We start from the raw sequence: 18835 nt of genomic DNA on the forward strand, positions 1-18835 counted from the left end.
TATAATAATATGGCTTTATGTATGGCTCTCGGCCCGCCAGAGTCGGAACCTCCGACAGTGATTCAGGCAGATTCTGCCTGTGAAAATTATTGTTAGATTCGGAATTTAGCCTTGATTCTGGCGGGGCGAGTATCCAGGGACCAGGAGCGAGAGACGAGTTACGAGGAGAAAAGGATCAGGCAGACAGTTGTCGGTGCATTTGGCGTAGACCGTGGTATGACGGCTTTGTCGCGGCAGAGCCGCTCCTACGAACCTGGCGGATTCAATAGAATTATTTTTTCTCTGCGTCTTTGCGCCTCCGCGACCTCTGCGTTATTTACCAGAGGACAAGAAAAGAGGCTTTATTCTTCGGCCATGGCAGCCAGCAGATCGGCCTGATGTTCGTCGCTGAGGGCGGTGATGATCTCATCCAGGTTACCCTGCATGACTTCTTCGAGCTTGTAGAGGGTGAGGTTGATGCGGTGATCGGTGATCCGGCCCTGGGGAAAGTTGTAGGTGCGGATGCGTTCGGAGCGATCGCCGCTGCCGACTAATGATTTACGCGTCTGGGCCTGTTCGCTTTGCTGTTTGTCGACTTCGATCTGTTGCAGTTTGGCCTGCAGCAGTCCCAGGGCCTTGGCGCGGTTTTTGTGCTGCGAGCGCTCCTCCTGGCATTCGACCACGATGCCGCTGGGCAGGTGGGTGAGGCGGATGGCCGAGTCGGTCTTGTTGATGTGCTGGCCGCCGGCACCGGAGGCGCGGAAGGTGTCGACCTTGAGATCGGCCGGGTTGATATCGACTTCCTCGACATCGTCGGCCTCGGGCATGATCGCGACGGTACAGGCGGAGGTGTGGATGCGGCCCTGGGATTCGGTTTCGGGGACGCGTTGCACGCGATGCACGCCGGATTCGAACTTCAGGTGGGAATAGGCGCCATTGCCGGCGATGCGGGCGATGATTTCTTTATAACCGCCGTGCTCGCCTTCGCTTTCGCTTAAGATCTCCAGCTTCCAGCCCTGGCGTTCGGCATAGCGCGAGTACATGCGAAACAGATCGCCGGTGAAGATGGCCGCCTCGTCGCCACCGGTGCCGGCGCGAATTTCCAAAAAGGTGTTCTTGTCGTCGTTGGGATCGCGCGGCAACATCAAGCGTTGCAGTTCGTCTTCCAGATCGGCCTTGCGCTGCTCGGCGCTGTGCAGTTCTTCCTCGGCCATCTCGCGCATCTCGCCGTCGCTGTCGTCGAGCATCGCGCGGGCTTCGTCGATTTCGGTGAGGGTGTCCTGGTATTGCTTGAAGGTGGCGACCACCGGATTGACCTGGGCGTATTCGCGCGACAGGTTGCGGAACTGGTTCTGATCATTGATGACACCGGGGTCGGCCAGCAGCGCGTTGATTTCCTCGAGGCGATCGACCAGGTTTTCCAACTTGGCTTGGATGGAAGCTTTCATGCAGCGGCGGCTCAGGCGTCGTCGTCTTTGATGCCGAGCAGCTGACGGGCGGTATCGAGCAGATCCTTGCGACCTTCGAAGGCGGCCTGGTTCATCTGGACCGAGGGATTGTGGATCAGTTTGTTGGTCAGGGTGCGGGCCAGCTCCTGCATGACCTCTTGCGGATCCTTGCCGGCGGCCAGCTGACGCTCGGCGTTTTGCAGGGCTTCATCGCGAATGGTGTCGGCGTTCTGGCGGAAGGCGCGGATGGTATCGACCGCTTCGAGCGAGCGCAGCCAGCCCATGAAGTGTTCGACCTGGTTGTCGATGATGTCCTCGGCCTGGCGGGCGGCCTCCTCGCGGGACTGGCGGCCTTCCTCGATCACGCCGTGCAGATCGTCCACGGTATATAAATAGACATCGGCCAGTTCGCTCACTTCCGGTTCGATGTCGCGCGGCACGGCGATGTCGACCATGAACATGGGTCGGTGCTTGCGTTTTTTCAGCGCCCGTTCCACCGCGCCCTTGCCCAGGATGGGCAACTGGCTGGCGGTGGAGGCGATGATGACGTCGGCTTCGATCAGGCGTGCCGGCATGTCGGAGAGGGTGATTGCCTCGCCGTCGAAACCGTCGGCCAGTGATTGGGCGCGTTCGACGGTGCGGTTGGCGACGATGATCTTTTTGATACCCTGTTCCTTGAGATGCCGCGCCACCAGTTCGATGGTGTCGCCGGCGCCGATCAGCATGGCGGTGTGTTTGCCCAGGTCGGAGAAGATCCGCTTGCCCAGGTTGACCGCGGCAAAGGCGACCGAGACCGGGCTGGCGCCGATGGCGGTGTCGGTGCGCACCTGCTTGGCGACGGAAAACGTATGCTGGAACAGGCGGTTGAGCTGGCGGCCGATGGCGCCGGCGTGGCTGGCGCTGTTGTAGGCGTCCTTGATCTGGCCCAGGATCTGCGGCTCGCCCAGCACCAGTGAGTCGAGACCGCTGGCCACGCGCAGCAAATGCTGCACGGCCAGGTTGTCCAGATGGGTGTAGAGATAGGGCTCGACCTCGTCGGCGTCAAGGTGATGGTATTCGCGGAACCAGTGCAGGATGTTCTCGACGTTGCTCTGGCTCTCGTCAAAACCGCAATACAGTTCGGTGCGGTTGCAGGTCGAGACGATGGCGCATTCGTTCACCGCGCCACGGGATTGCAGATCGCGCAGCGCCGCCTCCAGCTTTTCAGGGGCGAACGAGACTTTCTCCCGGATATCCACCGGGGCGGTCTTGTGGTTGATGCCAAATGCCAGTAATGCCACGTCGTTTGCCTGAATACCTGTCGAAAGTTCGCGTTCGGGTTGAGATGCCGGTTATGCTGCCCGATATTCTATATTATATCAGCGTCAAACCGGCGAAAGTTGGTTATAGTTGCTGTTCGGTTTCTCTACAATGATCGGAATCAATTCCAGTTTGTCACGGTAATTTGATGAAAAATCCTATATATGTCATGTGTTTGGCGCTGCTGTTGCCGGCCTGCCAGACTGCTCCCACCCCCGGCGCGCCGGATGATACGCCCGAATCGGCCCCGGTGACCAGTGAGCCGGTAGCGCAAAGCGAGGCGCCGGCCCCGGTGGCCGAGCTGCCCGAGTCGCTCTCCGGGGAAGTCCTCTATTATCTGCTGGCCGCCGAAATCGCCCTGCAGCGCAATCGCATGGATGTGGCGGTGGAAGGCTACAGCAAGGCCGCCGCGGCCACCAACGATGTGCGGGTTGCCGAGCGGGCGGCCCGCATCGCCGTGTATGCCCGCGATGATGAACGGGCCCTGCAAGCGGCGCAAAAGTGGGTTCAGCTGGCGCCCGACAATGCCGAGGCGCGCCAGGTGCTGGCGGCGCTGCTGGTGCGTACCGGCAACAGTGATGCCGCCTTGCCGCACTTCGAGGCGCTGCTGGCGCTGGACAACGGCGATAAGGAACGCCAGCGTTACATGCTGATCACCTCGTTGCTCAGCAAAGAGAAAGACAAGCAGGCCGCGCTGGCGGTGATGCAGAAGCTGGTTGCCGAGCGCCGGGATAATCCCGATGCCCAGTATGCCCTGGCGCATCTGGCCCTGATGGTCGACAGCCTGGAGCTGGCCGGGCAGGCCATCGAACAAGCCCTGGCCCGGCGCCCCGACTGGTCCGATGCGCATCTGCTGAGGGCCAATGTCCTGCATCGTCAGGGCAAGACCGGCCGGTTGTTCAAACTGGTGCGCGAGCGACTGGACACCGCGCCGGACGATGTGCCGCTGCGCCTGTTTCTGGCGCGCAAGCTGGTGGACGAACAACAGTTTGACGCCGCGCGCCGGCAATTCGATGAAGTCCTCAAACGTGAGCCCGGACATACCGATGCACTCTACGCCCGCGGGCTGCTGGCCCTGCAGATGGGGGATTACACCCAGGCCGAAGCCAGTTTCAAGCAGCTCATCGCGCAAAAGCGACGGGTGAACGAGGCGCGTTATTACCTGGGCCAGGCCGCCGAGTTACAGGAAAAATTCGACCTGGCCCTCGACTACTACGCCATGATCGAACGCGGTGATCAGTACGTGAATGCCCGCATCCGCGCCGCCGGCATCCTGGCCAAACAGGGCGGTCTGGCCGCCGGGCGTGAACATTTGCAAAACACCCGCGCCGACAACCTGGATACGGAATTGCAGCTCTATCTGGCCGAGGGGGATCTGTTGCTCAACGCCCGTGAGTACGAGGAGGCCTACCGGCTCTATAACATCGCCCTGGAGCAGATGCCCGATAACAGCAAACTGCTCTATGCCCGGGCGCTGGTTGCCGAAAAACTCGACCGGCTGGACGAGACGATCGCCGATCTGCAGCGCATCGTGAATAACGAACCCAACAACGCCGAGGCGCTCAACGCGCTGGGTTATACCCTGGTGGATGCCACCGATCGAATCGACGAAGGGTTCGACTACATCCGCCGCGCCTACAAGATCCAGCCCGATGAGCCGGCCATTATCGACAGCATGGGCTGGGCCTATTACCGCTTGGGCCAACACGACAAGGCGCTCGAATATCTGCAACGCGCCTTCGATAAACTCCGGGACGGCGAGATCGCCGCGCACCTGGGCGAGGTGTTGTGGGTGACCGGCCGCCGGGAAGATGCCCGCCGGGTCTGGGACGAGGCGCTGCGCGAGGCCCCCGAACATCGCGTGTTGCAGGATGTGATCGAGCGGTTCACCCAATGAGGTGGTGGCCGGTTTTGATTGCCGGCGTCTGGCTGGCCGGCTGCGCCACGCCGCCGGACTCCGGCACCGTTTCCGACCAGAGCCGTGAACAGCGCCAGCAGGCCCTGGAACAGATCGACGCCTGGCAGCTGAAAGGGCGGGTGGCCATTATCAATGGCTCCGAAGCCTGGCACCTGAACGTGGAATGGCAACAGCGCCAGGAGGATTACCGTATCGAATTGTGGGGGCCGTTTGGCAGCGGCCGGGTGCAACTCGAGGGCGACGGGCAGGGCGTGCGCCTGACCGATTCGCGTCAGGGCATCTATTACGCCGAGGATCCCGAAAGCCTGTTGTATGAACATACCGGGGTCAACATGCCGGTCAGCGGTTTGCGTTACTGGATTCTGGGGCTGACCGATCCCCGCTACGCCACCCGGCAGTCGCACCGCGATCAGGCCGGTCGGCTGACCGCGGTCAAACAGGGCGACTGGCAGGTCGCCTTCAGCCGTTATACCCGGGTCGACAGCCTGGCCCTGCCGGATCGCCTGTCGGTCGACCGGCAGGATCTGCGGGTCAAGCTGGTCGTGGATCACTGGCAGGTCAACGCTTCCGGTTCATGAACAGTTCCGCGCGTCGGCTTTATCTCTCCGTGGCGGTGAAACTGCTGTTTCTGATCGCCCTGGTGGCACTGGCGGCGGTATTGCTGGCCAGCCTGGGCGGCGGCGACGGGCAGCGGGAGCAGGCAGCGACGGCCGACCCCTGGCGACTGGAAGTAGACTGGACGCAAATCCCGGCGGGAGAGCGGCGTCAATTGCAGTGGCCCGACGGGCGGGAGATCTGGATCTATCGACGCCTGTCCGGCGAAGCGGATCGACTGAAGCAGCGCCCGGCGGCCCAATTGCATGATCCCGACTCACGCCACAGTCGCCAGCCCGAGGGCATCTCCCCGCTCTGGCGCTCGCGCCACCCGGAAATATTCGTGTTTCATCCCTACGAAACCCGGCGCGGCTGCCGGGTTCGGCTGGTCGCGGAGCAAGCGGAATTTGTCGATGCCTGTCACGGCGCCCGTTTTGACAGCGCCGGGCGATTGCTCAAAGACAGCGGGGTGGCACAACAACAGAACCTGGCCGTGCCCGACTACGAATTGATCGGCGAGCGACGCTTGCGGCTGCAACCACCGGGGAATTGAGCATGACAGTGGATACCACCCCCCTTCGCTGGTGGCCGGCGCCGGCCAAACTGAACCTGTTTCTGCATATCACCGGCCGGCGCGAGGATGGCTATCATCTGTTGCAGACGGTTTTCCAGTTGCTCGATTACGGCGATCGGCTGGCGTTCTCTTTGCGGGACGACGCGGCGATCCACCGGGCGACGGATCTCACCGGCGTGCCGGCCGCGCAGGATCTGGTGGTGCGCGCGGCCCGCCTGCTGCAGGAGGCCGGCGGTGTCGAAGCCGGGGTCAATATCCACGTGGACAAACGCCTGCCGATGGGCGGGGGCCTGGGCGGTGGCAGCTCCAATGCCGCCACCACGCTGGTGGCGCTCGATCAGCTCTGGAATACCCGCCTGGGCGTCGAGGCGCTGGCCGAACTGGGCATGCAGCTGGGCGCCGACGTGCCGGTCTTCGTGCGCGGCCACAGCGCCTGGGCCGAGGGCGTGGGTGAGCAATTACAGCCGCTGGATCTGCCCAGGCGCTGGTATCTGGTGCTGATTCCGCCGGTAACTGTCTCAACAGCGGCGATTTTCTCCGATTCGCATTTGCGGCGGGATTGTCCACCCATTACAATACGCGACTTTCTGGCCGCGCCCGAAAGCCCGCAATGGGGCAATGTCTGTGAAGCGCCGGTCCGCGCCCGCTACCCTGAAGTAGCCGCGGCCCTGGACGCACTCGACCCCCTGGCTCCGGCCCGCCTGACTGGCACCGGCGCCTGCGTTTTCGCGGCATTCGAAAGCGAGGCGGCCGCCAACGCCGTCTGGCAGCAACTGGCCGGAAACTGGCAGGGATTCGTGGCACAAGGCGTCAACGAATCACCTTTAAATACAGTACTGAGTACCAGGTTCTGAGTACTAAGTACTTAGGACTGAGAACTATTTTTGGGGTGTCGCCAAGCGGTAAGGCACTGGATTTTGATTCCAGCATACGCAGGTTCGAATCCTGCCACCCCAGCCATTAATGTAGGCAAGGCTGATCGACAGCGTTCGATTTTGAACCAGGACGCTGAGTCGAGGCAGGATGAGAACCGTAAAAGGTTCGACAAATTTGTCTGGATGACGTACAGGGATGTACTAATGTCGCGGGAGGCAGGATGCCGGGAGCGACTCGAATTTGAACGGCCGAAGGCCGGCCCCGAAGGGGCGAAGGGCAGGAAGCCCGAAGTAATCCTGCCACCCCAGCCATTAATGTAGGCAAGGCTGATCGATAGCGTCCGGTATTGAACAAACGACGCTGAGTCGAGGCAGGATGAGAACCGTAAAAGGTTCGACAAATTTGTCTGGAACAAATTTGAACGGCCGAAGGCCGGCCCCGAAGGGGCGAGGCGCAGGACGCGCCGAGTAATCCTGCCACCCCAGCCATTAATGTAGGCAAGGCTGATCGACAGCGTTCGATTTTGAACCAGGACGCTGAGTCGAGGCAGGATGAGAACCGTAAAAGGTTCTACAAATTTGTCTGGATGACGTACAGGGATGTACTAATGTCGCGGGAGGCAGGATGCCGGGAGCGACTCGAATTTGAACGGCCGAAGGCCGGCCCCGAAGGGGCGAGGCGCAGGATGACGTACAGGAAGTACTAATGTCGCGGGAGGCAGGACGCCGGGAGCGACCGCGCCGAGTAATCCTGCCACCCCAGCCATAAAATGATGGGCCGAGCCATCCAGCTGACCCAGAGAGAATGATGCTAAACAATCGACCAGAACTGGATCTCCCCGGGAACCGTGCCGCCGAGCGCAGCATGATGATCTTCGCGGGCAATGCCAACCCGCAACTGGCGCAGGACATTACCACGCGACTGAGTCTGCCGCTGGGCAAGGCGCTGGTGGGCAAGTTCAGCGATGACGAGGTGATGGTGGAGATCATGGAAAATGTCCGCGGCAAGGACATTTTCATCGTACAGCCTACCTGCCATCCGTCGAACGACAATTTGATGGAACTGCTGGTCATGGTCGATGCGCTGCGCCGTTCCTCGGCCGCACGCATTACCGCGGTGATTCCGTATTTCGGTTACGCCCGCCAGGATCGCCGGCCGCGCTCTGCACGGGTGCCGATCACTGCCAAGGTGGTGGCCGATATGATCAGCGCCGCCGGGACCGACCGGGTCCTGACCGTGGACCTGCACGCCGATCAGATCCAGGGGTTTTTCAATATCCCGGTGGACAACGTCTATGCCTCGCCGATTTTGCTGGGCGATGTCTGGCGTCAGAAGTATCCGAACCTGATGGTGGTCTCGCCCGATGTGGGCGGTGTGGTTCGCGCCCGGGCCCTGGCCAAGCGACTGGATGATGCGGACCTGGCGATTATCGACAAGCGCCGCCCGCGTGCCAACGATGCGCGGGTGATGAACATTATCGGCGATGTCCGGGATCGCACCTGCATTATCGTGGACGATCTGGTGGATACCGCCGGCACGCTGTGCAAGGCGGCCAACGCGCTCAAGGAACACGGGGCGCGCAAAGTGGTGGCCTACTGTACCCATCCGGTATTGTCCGGCCCGGCGGTGGATAACATTACTCATTCCTCGCTGGATGAGCTGGTGGTGACCGACACCATTCCATTGTCGTCCGCCGCCAGCGAGTGTCCGAATATCCGGCAGCTGAGTATCGCCGAGTTGCTGGCGGAGACCATCCGCCGCATCAGCAGTGAAGAATCGGTCAGCAGTCTGTTTGTCGACTGACTGCTGACGATCCTGCCTTTGAACAGGCGGGCAACGCCGTCTCTGGTCGCGGGGACGGCATCGCGCATTTTGCGCACCATGTAACAGGAGATTCACCATGAGTGATTTTGTATTACAAGCAGAACCCCGCAGCGATCAGGGCAAAGGTGCGAGCCGCCGCCTGCGTCGCACGGGCCGGGTACCGGCCGTTATGTACGGCGCCGGCAAGGATCCGGTGATGTTGACCCTGGATCACGACGAGCTGGTTAACCAGCTGAAAAGCGAAGCATTCTTCTCCTCGATCCTGACTGTCAAAATGGACCAGGGTGAAGATCAGGCGATTATCAAGGATCTGCAGCGCCATCCCGGCAAGCCCTATATCCTGCATATGGATCTGCAGCGTGTCAGTGCCAGCGAGGCGATTCGTGTGCAAGTACCGCTGCACTTTATGAACGAAGAGAAGTGCCCGGGCGTCAAGGAAGGCGGGGTTATCACCCATAACCTGACCGAAGTTGAAGTCTCCTGCCTGCCCAAAAACCTGCCCGAATACATCGAGCTGGATCTTGGCGAGCTGAAGCTGGATCACACGGTACACATGAGCGAGCTGAAACTGCCGGCCGGTGTCGAACTGGTGGAACTGATGCACGGCGAAGAGCATGATCAGCCGGTTGTTGCGATCCATCTGCCGCGCGGTGCGAAGGAAGAAGAAGAAGTGGAAGAAGAGGAAGGCGGCGAGTCGGCCGAAGCGGCCGGCGAAGAAAGCTGATCGGCTTCTTCCCTTTTTTACGACCTCAGGTAACCGGCGTTGTCTGCATGTGTGAAACTGATTGCGGGTCTGGGAAATCCCGGCCCCGAATATGAAGGCACACCGCACAACGCCGGTTTCTGGTTTGTGGACGAGGTCGCCCGCCAGTATCACGCTGTTTTCAAATTCGAGAAAAAATTCCACGGCGAGGTCGCCAGGTTTACTGTGGGCGGTCAGGATGTCTGGTTGCTCAAACCGGATACCTATATGAACCTCAGTGGTCAGGCCGTGCAGGCTCTGGCCAATTTTTTCAAGATTGATACGCAAAACATCCTGGTCGCGCATGACGATCTGGATCTGCCACCCGGCACGGCCCGTCTAAAAGAAGGTGGCGGGCATGGCGGGCACAATGGCCTGCGTGACATTATCAGCAAGATGGGGGGCAACGGCTTTCAGCGTCTGCGCATCGGCATCGGCCATCCGGGCGACAAAAACCGTGTGACCAGCCATGTCCTGAAAAAAGCAGCCAAAGACGATCGCATCGCCATCGATAACGCCATCGACGCGGCCCTGAAAGTATTGCCGGAAATCCTCGGCGGTGAATTGTCCAAAGCGATGAACGAACTTCATCGAAGCTAGAAAACCCAACGCAGAGGCGCAGGGAGATAATGTTGAATTTTAAATTATGAATTAAGGTCACGGGCTTTAATTCAAAATTCAAAACTTGAAATTCAAAATTGGTTCATGCTTTTGCGTCTCTGCGGTAAAAATTCTTCAATCTAAACGGAACAGACATCATGGGATTCAAGTGCGGTATTGTCGGTCTGCCCAACGTTGGCAAGTCGACGTTGTTCAATGCGCTGACCAAGGCGGGGATTCAGGCGGAGAATTATCCGTTTTGCACCATTGAACCCAATGTGGGTGTGGTACCGGTGCCGGATCCCCGCTTGAACAAGCTGGCGGAGATCGTCAAGCCGCAAAAAGTCCTGCCGGCGACCATGGAGTTTGTCGACATCGCCGGCCTGGTGGAAGGCGCCTCCAAGGGCGAGGGGCTGGGCAACCAGTTTCTGGCCAATATCCGCGAGACCGAAGCCATTGCTCACGTGGTGCGCTGCTTCGAAAACGACGACGTGGTGCATGTCGCCGGCAAGGTGGATCCGATCAGCGATATCGAGATCATCAACACTGAACTGGCGCTGGCTGATATGGAGTCGGTGGAAAAGGCCCTGAACCGCCTGGGCAAGATGGCCAAGTCCGGTGACAAGGAGGCCAAAGCAAAAGTCGCGGTCCTCGAGAAAGTCAAAGCCGCGCTGGATGAAGGCCGACCGGTGCGGGCGCTGGATCTGGATGAGGAGCAAAAGAAACTGATCCGCGATCTGTTCCTGCTGACCATCAAGCCGGCCATGTACATCGCCAACGTCAACGACGACGGTTTCGAAAACAATCCCCTGCTGGACAAGGTCCGTGAGTACGCGGCGGGTGAAGGGGCGCCCGTGGTACCGGTCTGTGCCGCGATCGAGGCGGAGATTGCCGAACTGGACGAGGCGGAGATGGCGGATTTTCTCGGTGAGATGGGGCTCGAAGAGCCGGGGCTGAATCGCGTCATCCGGGCCGGCTTTGAACTGCTGGGCTTGCAGACCTATTTCACGGCGGGCGAGAAGGAAGTGCGCGCCTGGACCGTCCCGATCGGCGCCACCGCCCCGCAGGCCGCCGGCGTGATCCATACCGACTTTCAGAAAGGCTTCATCCGCGCCGAAGTCACCAGCTACGACGATTTCGTCAAATACAATGGCGAAGCCGGGGCCAAGGAAGCCGGCCGGCTGCGCCTGGAAGGCAAGGAATACATCGTTCAGGACGGGGACGTGATGCACTTTCGCTTCAATGTCTGAAGCTGGCAACTGACTGATTTTATTTGAAGATTTTGAGCCGGAGAGGCATCAGGCGGGCATGGCTGGCTTGACATCCCGGCCACAAATGCCGACAATGCGCGGCTCCTGTGGGGCCCGTCCGGGCCAGCAAGATATATGGCTACGTAGCTCAGCTGGTTAGAGCACATCACTCATAATGATGGGGTCCCCTGTTCGAATCAGGGCGTAGCCACCATTCTATCCAGTAACTAGGCTCTAGGTGCCAGGTTCTAGTAACTGCCTGGCGTACCTACATCCAGTACACATTCCAAATCCCGTCCAATGTTCGTATTCCCTGTGGTAGGCCGGACATAGCAACGCGGTGTCCGGCAATCGGCGGTGTTGCCCGATACCGCTTCGCTTTATCGGGCCTACGACCCCCTGAATTCTTCGCTGCCTGACCAGCAGGGTCGAGTGACGATAAAGGCGGAAAAGCCTTCACCGCGAAGACGCGAAGCCACGAAGGTTTAATGGATTTGTCACTTCATGTTCTTCGTGCCTTCGTGGTGAGCTCTTTATCCCTGATTTGAGCGGTGTCCGAGAATCATGAAATACGCCGGATTTGAGCCAGTGGTAGGCCGGACATAGCAACGCGGTGTCCGGCAATCGGTGGTGTTGCCCGATGCCACTTCGCTTTATCGGGCCTATGCCTTTCTCTGAACACTTCCAATCTACCAGCGATTCAATACTCTGTTTTTCAGTGCGGGTCGGTGTGTTCGAGATTTCGGTGGTTATCCCTGTTTGGGACTGGCGTTCTGTAATCTGAGGAAAAAAGCACTTCTCTCGCAGAGACGCCACGGCGCAGAGAAACTTAACGCGTTTATTCTCCGCGTACTCTGCGTCTCTGTAAGAGTGTTCCAGCCGGGTAGAAGGTATCTTGCGTACCATCATTTCGACCAGGATAACGAGGCGTGAAACGTACCTTGTCCCTGATACAGCCCCCTCCGGGAGCTTTCATCATACTACCCGCGTTGCGGGTAGTATTTGATTTTGGCCTGGCCGGAAAGTAGCAGATAAACAAGCATTGATAGACAATGCGTTGTCATGAACAGTGCAAGGCTATACAGTTATCATTTGTGAAGTTTTGTGCAAAGATAACGGTTATACAAAAGCGGGGAGAATTTCGATATGCCACAACATTTTTATATTGTGGATGTATTTGCCGAACAGCCTTATGCAGGCAATCAGCTGGCGGTAGTGGTCAGTGATGAGTTGCCGACTAGCGAGACCATGCAGCGGGTCGCCGCGGAGACGAATTACTCTGAAACAACCTTTGTCAGTCCTGGATTGAACGACAACGGAAGCTATACGGTGCGGATTTTTACTCCGGCACGGGAAATTGACTTTGCCGGACACCCGGTTCTGGGAACGGCCTGGGTGCTGAAACAATATGTTATGGCAAATGCTGCAATAGAAGTACCTCTTGAGCTGTCAATCGGGACAGTGACAGTGACATTTAAGACGAGTGAATCAGGTGATGAGATTGCCTGGTTCAGGGCGCCATCCATGTCACTTGGCAAGTCCGTTAACACCGAACAGATGGCGGCGGCCCTTGGTCTGGCTCCGCAGGACATCGATGATACAACGCCAATCCAGCAGGTTTCTGCCGGTACCTCGGCCATGATTGTCCCGCTGCGGGATTTTTCGGCCCTGCAGCGAGCCAGGCTGAACCTTGAGGCGTACGCGCCGTTGGCTGCACAGGGCTTTCCACCTCTGACATATCTGTTTTGCAGCGAGACGCAGGATCCCGATAGTGATTTGTCTGTGCGTTTTTTCTTCGAGGCACATGGCGTACGTGAGGATCCCGCAACGGGCAATGGGGCCGCTTTTCTCGGCGCTTATCTGCTGGAGCATAAAACAGGCAGTGGCGGGCAGTTTTCATTACGCATCGAGCAGGGGCACGCACTCCAGCGTCCCTCACGAATCCTGTTAAAAGGGCAAAAAAAGGCCAACGCCGATATCGTATTCGTTGGTGGGCAGGTGATTCCTGTGATAGAGGGCAGGTTACTCTAATTGCTAATTTACTGATTTACTGGTACTTATTCATTTACCTGATATTATTGCCGGTTTTCGGCAACAGCAATTGATTTGCGCCTCTATAACAAATCCCTATAGCCAGAATCGAAATAAAATCTTGGACTGCTTCGGTGCCCTGCGAGATAGTTTAAACAGGTGAAACCAACAGTGCGCGGTATGGCCGTGCCTGGTTAGCAGGATATCGGGAGGTTCTCGATGAAAGTCGAGCTGGCTGAAGCATATAAGAAGACCGAACTGGGGCAGGAAGCGGAATCGTTGCTGATGCCCTGTGTACAGTGCGGTCAGTGTACATTTACCTGTCCGACATTCCGGCTGACGAATGATGAATGGGATGGGCCGAGAGGCCGTATTTATCTCATCAAACAGTTTCTGGAAGGCAAGGAACCAGGACTGGATTTACTGCCACCCGCCTATACGCTGAAAACCCTCGAAGGTCGAACGCTGGAACAAAATCTGCAACTGCATCTTGATCGCTGCCTGACCTGCCGTTCCTGTGAAACCAGTTGCCCTCAAGACGTGCATTACGGGCGATTGCTGGACATCGGCCGGGAACTGGTGGAAAAAGAGGTGCCAAGGCCGTTCAAGGAGCGCCTCATGCGGCGGATGTTGCGGTCGGTTGTCGCGCATCGTCGCGGGTTCAGTACGCTGCTGCGACTTGGGCAGACATTTCGGCGGATCCTGCCTGGCGAGTTGCGCAGTATGGTCCCCGAACAACGCAAAGCGGGTTTCTGGCCCAGGCAGGAGCGTCCTCGCAAGATGCTGATTTGGCAGGGCTGTGTGCAGCCGGCGCTGGCGCCGGATATCAATGCCGCCGCGGCACGTGTCCTGGACAGGTTTGGTATTGAGTTGATACCGACGGCAGAGGGGTGTTGCGGTGCTTTGAGTCAGCACATGGCTGAAACAGAAGAAGCGCGTGATTTCATGCGCAAGAATATTGATGCGATATGGCCGCACATTGAACAGGGCGCAGAGGCTATCGTCCTGACAGCCAGTGGATGCGGGATGCAATTCAGGGAATATGGTGAATTACTGAAAGATGATCCCCTGTATCGCGAAAAAGCCCGTCGGATTTCCATGCTGACACGGGATATTGCGGAAGTCGTTGGTGAGGAGTGGGACAGTAAAGCTTCCACCGGTTCATCTGACAAGCCCGAAAAACCAGTACGAAGAATCGCCTTTCAATCGTCCTGCAGCCTGCAGCATGGTGAAAAGCTGAACGGCGTTACCGAGAAATTGCTCAAGCAGGCCGGTTTTAAACTGGTGCCAGTTAGCTATCCGTTTATGTGCTGTGGCGCGGCAGGCACCTACTCCATATTGCAACGTGCCTTTTCCAAATCCTTACGTGCCATGAAGCTGAAAAGCTTGTTGGCAAGTCGTCCTGAAACTATTGCCACAGCCAATATCGGGTGTTTGACACATCTTTCCGCCGTGTCACCAATACCGGTTCGCCACTGGATCGAGCTTGTGGACGAAAAACTGGAAAATAAACAATAAAATCAGTCTCCAGTATGATGCATATTAAAAGACCATTGGTTGTGGCAATGCTTGCTGGTAGTTTCTCGGCAGGAGTTTTGGCTGACGAGCCACAAGTCAGGCATGGCGTAATTCAGGAGCAAAAGTCGGGGATTGAAGTCCAGGCGGGTGCCACATTTACATTTCAGACAAGTAACGATTCACGTCTGGAAGACGAAGGATTGTTGTCCGTTGACTTGACGGCCGAAGTGCCGATGGGGCCGGGCAAATTACTGACATATGTGGAAGGAAATATCAGTCCCAGGGAGGGAGGAGTCAGTTCATTGGTTGAGGAAGTCAATGGCGATGCAGGATCAGCACTGGACGGCCAGGGAAAAGGGCGTCTGCAGGTATCCGAAATACACTATACACAACGAATCGGTCAAAATATTTTAACCGTCGGGCTTCTCGATCCGGACTGCAGGCTGGACAACAGCGAAATTGCCAATGATGAAACATCTCAGTTTCTGGGTAATGCATTTGTTAATAATCCAACCATCGCTTTCCCGGATTATACCCTGGGCGGGTGCATGCATGTACATCAAGGCCTGGCACCTTACGGACTGAATCTCCTTGTCACTGGTTCGCATGGAATGGCTGATAATCCGGGAAGATCCTATTCAGAGTTAGTCGACGTGGGGGCCAAGGGTAAGGGCGTATTTGCCGGGGTGGAGCTGTATCGCCAAACCGCATACGGCATATGGCGGCTTGGGTTTTGGCAAAATACGGCTGACAATGACTATGTGGATGGTTCCGGACAAGTTGACGATAATTCAGGCATTTACCTCAGCGGGGATTATATTCGTGATAATTATGGGCTGAATTTCCGTCTGGGAATTGCGAACGAAGATGTTTCGGAAGCAACATCGTTTGCAAGTATGGCATTTGAGAAACATCTGGGAGATGCCACTTTGGGTATTGCAGCAGGTTATACCGGTGTATCTGATGAGGTGGTTAATACAAAGGGCGATATAACGCAGTCGGAAGTCTATTACAGGTTTGGGTTGAGCAATGCACTTGCACTCACTCCATCAGTGCAGTGGCTGAAAAACAGTGGATTCGATACCATTGACAGTCCTGTTGACAATGAACTGGTCGTATATAGTCTTCGAATCAGCATGATTTTTGAGTAGCTTTAATATCTCCATAGTCAAATGCCTGTGAAATAGTGCCTCGCATGGTTTGTATGAGCACAAGCATATTATAATTTTATTATCAACAAGGCATAGCAAATTCCTATAAGTCCTATCGGAATTAAGTCTTGGTAAAAAAAAGAGCTTTCATACATAGTTGCTCCTGACAGCCGCAGGTGTATGTCAATTGGACGTAATTTGTATTCTGTTTACGCGTCAGTTATGTGCGACTGTTTATTGATGTTGCTAACTATATAAATTATATGACTATCAGAGACTTCAGGGTATATATCGATGTAAATATTCTAGTTTGTTTCAGAAATGTCGTTGCGAAGTATTCTGTTTTCTGGAAAAGAAAATAATCTGCCTTCAAGTCGGATAGCATAAGAATAATCATGGGAGTTAACTATGAAAACTAAAGTCTCAATAGCATTGTTATCCACCGCAATGTGTTTCGACGTTTCTCTTGCGGCGGACAATATCACTGACGCAATAACGAGCGGGAAGTCGAGTGTTGATATGCGTCTGCGTTATGAGTCCGTTGAACAAGATAATAGTCTCCAGGATGCGTCGGCAATGACGTTAAGGAGTCGTATCAGCTACGCAACAGGTGAATATAAAGGTTTTTCTGCAACGCTTGGCATGGAAGATGTCAGAATTGTTGGTGGTGAAGACGAATATTCTATGCCATTAACAGGCTTCAATCCCGGCGTGTATTCAGTAATTGCGGACCCGGAAGTGACTGAAGTGGATCAGGGTTTTATCAAATATTCTTCAGGTATGACCGAGGTCAAATATGGCCGCCAGGTAATTACATATGATAACCAGCGGTTCGTTGGTCATGTTGGGTGGCGACAGGACAGACAGACATATGACGGCCTCAGAGTCTCTGTCTCACCGGCGGACAATCTTAAAGTCGATTATTCATATATCTCTAAACGCAATCGGATTTTTGCCGAGGCCGTCGATGTAGATTCGAAGGATAATCTTCTGAATGTTTCATACAAATCCTCCTTCGGGACGTTAAGCGGTTATGCATACCTGCTGGAGATTGATAACAATACTAATAATGCACTGGATACCTATGGTCTGCGTCTTATCGGCAGCACCGGTGCGAACGATCAGTATTCTTATAGTCTGGAGTATGCTTCTCAGGAGTCTGAATCAGGAGCGACCAAGAGCGATGCTGACTATATTCTGGCCGAAGGTGCGATGAAATTCTCGGGGATGACAGCCAAGCTGGGTTATGAACTCCTGGGTTCGGATGATGGTACATATGGTTTTTCGACGCCTCTGGCGACTGTGCATCTCTTCAACGGCTGGACTGACCAGTTCTTAGCGACTCCTAATCAGGGGCTGGTTGATCTATATGTCAGTCTGGGCGGCAAGTTTGCCGGTGGTAAATGGCTTGCTGTTTATCATGACTTCAGTGCTGACGAATCCACAGCAACAATTGATGACCTCGGCGATGAAATTAATATTCTGTATGCCAGAAAGTTCGGGAAAGTCTATACCGGGGGTATCAAGTATGGTTCGTATTCCGCCGGTGACGCCGCGGCTGGCAAAGTTGATACTGATAAGTTGTGGGTATGGGGGGAAATGAAGTTCTGATTCGTGCTTAGTCAGAAAAGGCGGCGACAAATATTTTGAAGTGGTATTTGTCGCAAAGTTCTCCTCTTGAGTCGGTGACAAATATTCTGGCAAGTGATATTTGTCCCGACATTTTTTTATTTTCTAACTCTGTAATTGTTCCTCTTGATTGAGTTACACGATATCGGTTTCGATGTCTTCAAGTGGGGTGTCAGCTCCATCTATACTGACATCAGGAGGAAATTTCTCTTCATCTTCAGCACAGGCGTCGGTCAGTGGACAGGGACGCAGGCGATGACTGGGATGAAGTTCGCAGCGTGTGGCCGACCATTCGCCAGCCAGTTCCTCGAAAGCCAGGCAGGCGGGACTTTTATTAATATCCTTACGATATATAAGACTGATTGTATGATGTGGCAACTCAGGTAGCAGGGAGAGTGAGTAGAGGCCGTGCTGATGACATGCGATTGTGTCTGGCAGAATAGTGGCGATCTTTCCCAGCCGTACCATCTCAATAATCACACTCAGAGACGTAGCTTCCACGGCGATATGCGGGGATATGCCCTGTTCAAGACAATAGTGGTCAATATGCGAGCGCAGGGCGTAATTGGTATTGAACAGGACTAAAGGTTCCTCTTCAAGTGCGTGTTTACTGATCGGACCCTTTTGTCCGGCCAGGGGGTGATTTTTACCGAATACGAGACTGAGTGTTTCACTAAATAAGGTTTCACTGTCCGTTATTCCAGGATATCCCTCGGTCGTGAGCGTGCTGCTAAGCGCGATTCCGATATCAACATGATCGCCAACCAGAGCATCTTTCATGTCATTTTGTGGCATTTCGAGTGTGGTTACTGTGATACCGGGGTAAAGCGTATTGAAGTTAACCAGCAGGGGAATAGCCAGATAATCAGTAATGGGAGTCATGGCAATACGCAGGCTGCCGCGGCTCAGATCTTTGAGTTCATGAATAGCCCGTTTGGCCGCATCCAGCTCTTTCAAAGCACGACGCGCATGGTGCAAATATACCTCGCCCGCCGGGGTTAGACGAACACTGCGGCCAGAACGGTCGAGCAACTGGATATTTAACAGGTCTTCCAGTTGCTTGATTTGCTGAGATAAAGACGGCTGAGAGACATACAGCGCTTCTGCGGCGCGAGTGAAACTCTGATGCTCGGCGACGGCAAGAAGATAGTGGACGGAGCGGGGAAAAATGTTGTTACGAGCCATAACATACTCCTATAGGGCTCATCGGAATTAAATCTTGGAAAACTATCATCGCATCGTACATAGTCAGTTGCAAGGAAGAGTTCTGTAGACCGCGTTGCGAGCTTGAATTTAGGCATTGATGCAAAAACCGGTCAAACAAACTCCAATTTAAACAGATTAGAAAACTTTAATATAAGTACGGCCTGATATTCAGGCGCAGGCAGGAGCGGAAAATATC

The 18835-nt window shown here is 55.7% G+C and carries 15 protein-coding genes and 2 tRNA genes; 14 read left to right on the top strand and 3 right to left on the bottom strand.

The annotated features are described in order from the left end of the window. Positions 1-341: 341 nt before the first annotated feature. On the bottom strand, positions 342-1427 hold the full coding sequence (prfA, locus tag U5K34_RS08120; protein WP_322567882.1) for a peptide chain release factor 1: 1086 nt from the start codon (positions 1425-1427) through the stop codon (positions 342-344). An 11-nt stretch (positions 1428-1438) separates the two neighbouring features. Next, positions 1439-2707, bottom strand: a complete 1269-nt coding sequence (gene hemA, locus U5K34_RS08125; RefSeq protein WP_322567883.1) for a glutamyl-tRNA reductase — start codon at positions 2705-2707, stop codon at positions 1439-1441. 167 nt (positions 2708-2874) lie between these two features. On the opposite strand from hemA, the gene U5K34_RS08130 reads away from it, so the two are divergent. The 14 genes from U5K34_RS08130 to U5K34_RS08195 all read left to right on the top strand — a co-directional run bounded on the left by U5K34_RS08130 (position 2875) and on the right by U5K34_RS08195 (position 17415). Further along, positions 2875-4623, top strand: a complete 1749-nt coding sequence (locus U5K34_RS08130) for a tetratricopeptide repeat protein (RefSeq protein WP_322567884.1) — start codon at positions 2875-2877, stop codon at positions 4621-4623. Then, on the top strand, positions 4620-5222 hold the full coding sequence (gene lolB, locus U5K34_RS08135; RefSeq protein ID WP_322567885.1) for a lipoprotein insertase outer membrane protein LolB: 603 nt from the start codon (positions 4620-4622) through the stop codon (positions 5220-5222). The genes U5K34_RS08130 and lolB overlap by 4 nt, the downstream gene beginning before the upstream one ends. Continuing rightward, a complete protein-coding gene (locus U5K34_RS08140) occupies positions 5219-5791 on the top strand; it encodes a hypothetical protein (protein ID WP_322567886.1) in 573 nt (190 codons plus the stop codon). The genes lolB and U5K34_RS08140 overlap by 4 nt, the downstream gene beginning before the upstream one ends. Positions 5792-5793: 2 nt before the next feature. Next, the gene (ispE, locus tag U5K34_RS08145; protein WP_322567887.1) at positions 5794-6666 is read left to right on the top strand and encodes a 4-(cytidine 5'-diphospho)-2-C-methyl-D-erythritol kinase; all 873 of its coding nucleotides are present in this window, start codon (positions 5794-5796) and stop codon (positions 6664-6666) included. A gap of 31 nt (positions 6667-6697) precedes the next feature. Then, positions 6698-6772, top strand: a tRNA-Gln gene (locus tag U5K34_RS08150). Positions 6773-7552: 780 nt separating this feature from the next. Next, positions 7553-8491, top strand: a complete 939-nt coding sequence (locus U5K34_RS08155) for a ribose-phosphate diphosphokinase (RefSeq protein ID WP_322568094.1) — start codon at positions 7553-7555, stop codon at positions 8489-8491. Between the two features lie 97 nt (positions 8492-8588). Beyond that, positions 8589-9236 (top strand): 50S ribosomal protein L25/general stress protein Ctc, encoded by a 648-nt coding sequence (locus U5K34_RS08160; protein WP_322567888.1) that lies wholly within the window; start codon positions 8589-8591, stop codon positions 9234-9236. A gap of 51 nt (positions 9237-9287) precedes the next feature. Then, the gene (gene pth, locus U5K34_RS08165; RefSeq protein ID WP_322567889.1) at positions 9288-9854 is read left to right on the top strand and encodes an aminoacyl-tRNA hydrolase; all 567 of its coding nucleotides are present in this window, start codon (positions 9288-9290) and stop codon (positions 9852-9854) included. Between the two features lie 158 nt (positions 9855-10012). Beyond that, entirely contained in the window at positions 10013-11104 is a 1092-nt protein-coding gene (gene ychF, locus U5K34_RS08170; protein ID WP_322567890.1) for a redox-regulated ATPase YchF, read from the top strand. A 137-nt stretch (positions 11105-11241) separates the two neighbouring features. Further along, a tRNA-Met gene (locus U5K34_RS08175) sits at positions 11242-11318 on the top strand. 932 nt (positions 11319-12250) lie between these two features. Further along, entirely contained in the window at positions 12251-13135 is an 885-nt protein-coding gene (locus U5K34_RS08180) for a PhzF family phenazine biosynthesis protein (protein WP_322567891.1), read from the top strand. A 219-nt stretch (positions 13136-13354) separates the two neighbouring features. Continuing rightward, entirely contained in the window at positions 13355-14653 is a 1299-nt protein-coding gene (gene glcF / locus U5K34_RS08185) for a glycolate oxidase subunit GlcF (protein ID WP_322567892.1), read from the top strand. A gap of 14 nt (positions 14654-14667) precedes the next feature. Next, positions 14668-15804 (top strand): carbohydrate porin, encoded by a 1137-nt coding sequence (locus U5K34_RS08190; protein WP_322567893.1) that lies wholly within the window; start codon positions 14668-14670, stop codon positions 15802-15804. A 408-nt stretch (positions 15805-16212) separates the two neighbouring features. Beyond that, entirely contained in the window at positions 16213-17415 is a 1203-nt protein-coding gene (locus tag U5K34_RS08195; protein WP_322567894.1) for an alginate export family protein, read from the top strand. 153 nt (positions 17416-17568) lie between these two features. Here the strand turns inward: U5K34_RS08195 and cynR are convergent, their stop codons facing one another. Next, the gene (cynR, locus tag U5K34_RS08200; protein ID WP_322567895.1) at positions 17569-18618 is read right to left on the bottom strand and encodes a transcriptional regulator CynR; all 1050 of its coding nucleotides are present in this window, start codon (positions 18616-18618) and stop codon (positions 17569-17571) included. Positions 18619-18835: the final 217 nt, after the last annotated feature.

The organism is Thiohalophilus sp. (assembly GCF_034521165.1).
Classification (GTDB): domain Bacteria; phylum Pseudomonadota; class Gammaproteobacteria; order UBA6429; family Thiohalophilaceae; genus Thiohalophilus.

Coding starts and splice junctions, on each gene's coding strand:
- U5K34_RS08155 (WP_322568094.1), top strand. CDS start 7,553: ATGATGATCTTCGCGGGCAATGCCAACCCGCAACTGGCGCAGGACATT.
- lolB (WP_322567885.1), top strand. CDS start 4,620: ATGAGGTGGTGGCCGGTTTTGATTGCCGGCGTCTGGCTGGCCGGCTGC.
- cynR (WP_322567895.1), bottom strand. CDS start 18,618: ATGGCTCGTAACAACATTTTTCCCCGCTCCGTCCACTATCTTCTTGCC.
- U5K34_RS08140 (WP_322567886.1), top strand. CDS start 5,219: ATGAACAGTTCCGCGCGTCGGCTTTATCTCTCCGTGGCGGTGAAACTG.
- ychF (WP_322567890.1), top strand. CDS start 10,013: ATGGGATTCAAGTGCGGTATTGTCGGTCTGCCCAACGTTGGCAAGTCG.
- U5K34_RS08180 (WP_322567891.1), top strand. CDS start 12,251: ATGCCACAACATTTTTATATTGTGGATGTATTTGCCGAACAGCCTTAT.
- U5K34_RS08190 (WP_322567893.1), top strand. CDS start 14,668: ATGATGCATATTAAAAGACCATTGGTTGTGGCAATGCTTGCTGGTAGT.
- U5K34_RS08160 (WP_322567888.1), top strand. CDS start 8,589: ATGAGTGATTTTGTATTACAAGCAGAACCCCGCAGCGATCAGGGCAAA.
- U5K34_RS08195 (WP_322567894.1), top strand. CDS start 16,213: ATGAAAACTAAAGTCTCAATAGCATTGTTATCCACCGCAATGTGTTTC.
- glcF (WP_322567892.1), top strand. CDS start 13,355: ATGAAAGTCGAGCTGGCTGAAGCATATAAGAAGACCGAACTGGGGCAG.
- prfA (WP_322567882.1), bottom strand. CDS start 1,427: ATGAAAGCTTCCATCCAAGCCAAGTTGGAAAACCTGGTCGATCGCCTC.
- ispE (WP_322567887.1), top strand. CDS start 5,794: ATGACAGTGGATACCACCCCCCTTCGCTGGTGGCCGGCGCCGGCCAAA.
- U5K34_RS08130 (WP_322567884.1), top strand. CDS start 2,875: ATGAAAAATCCTATATATGTCATGTGTTTGGCGCTGCTGTTGCCGGCC.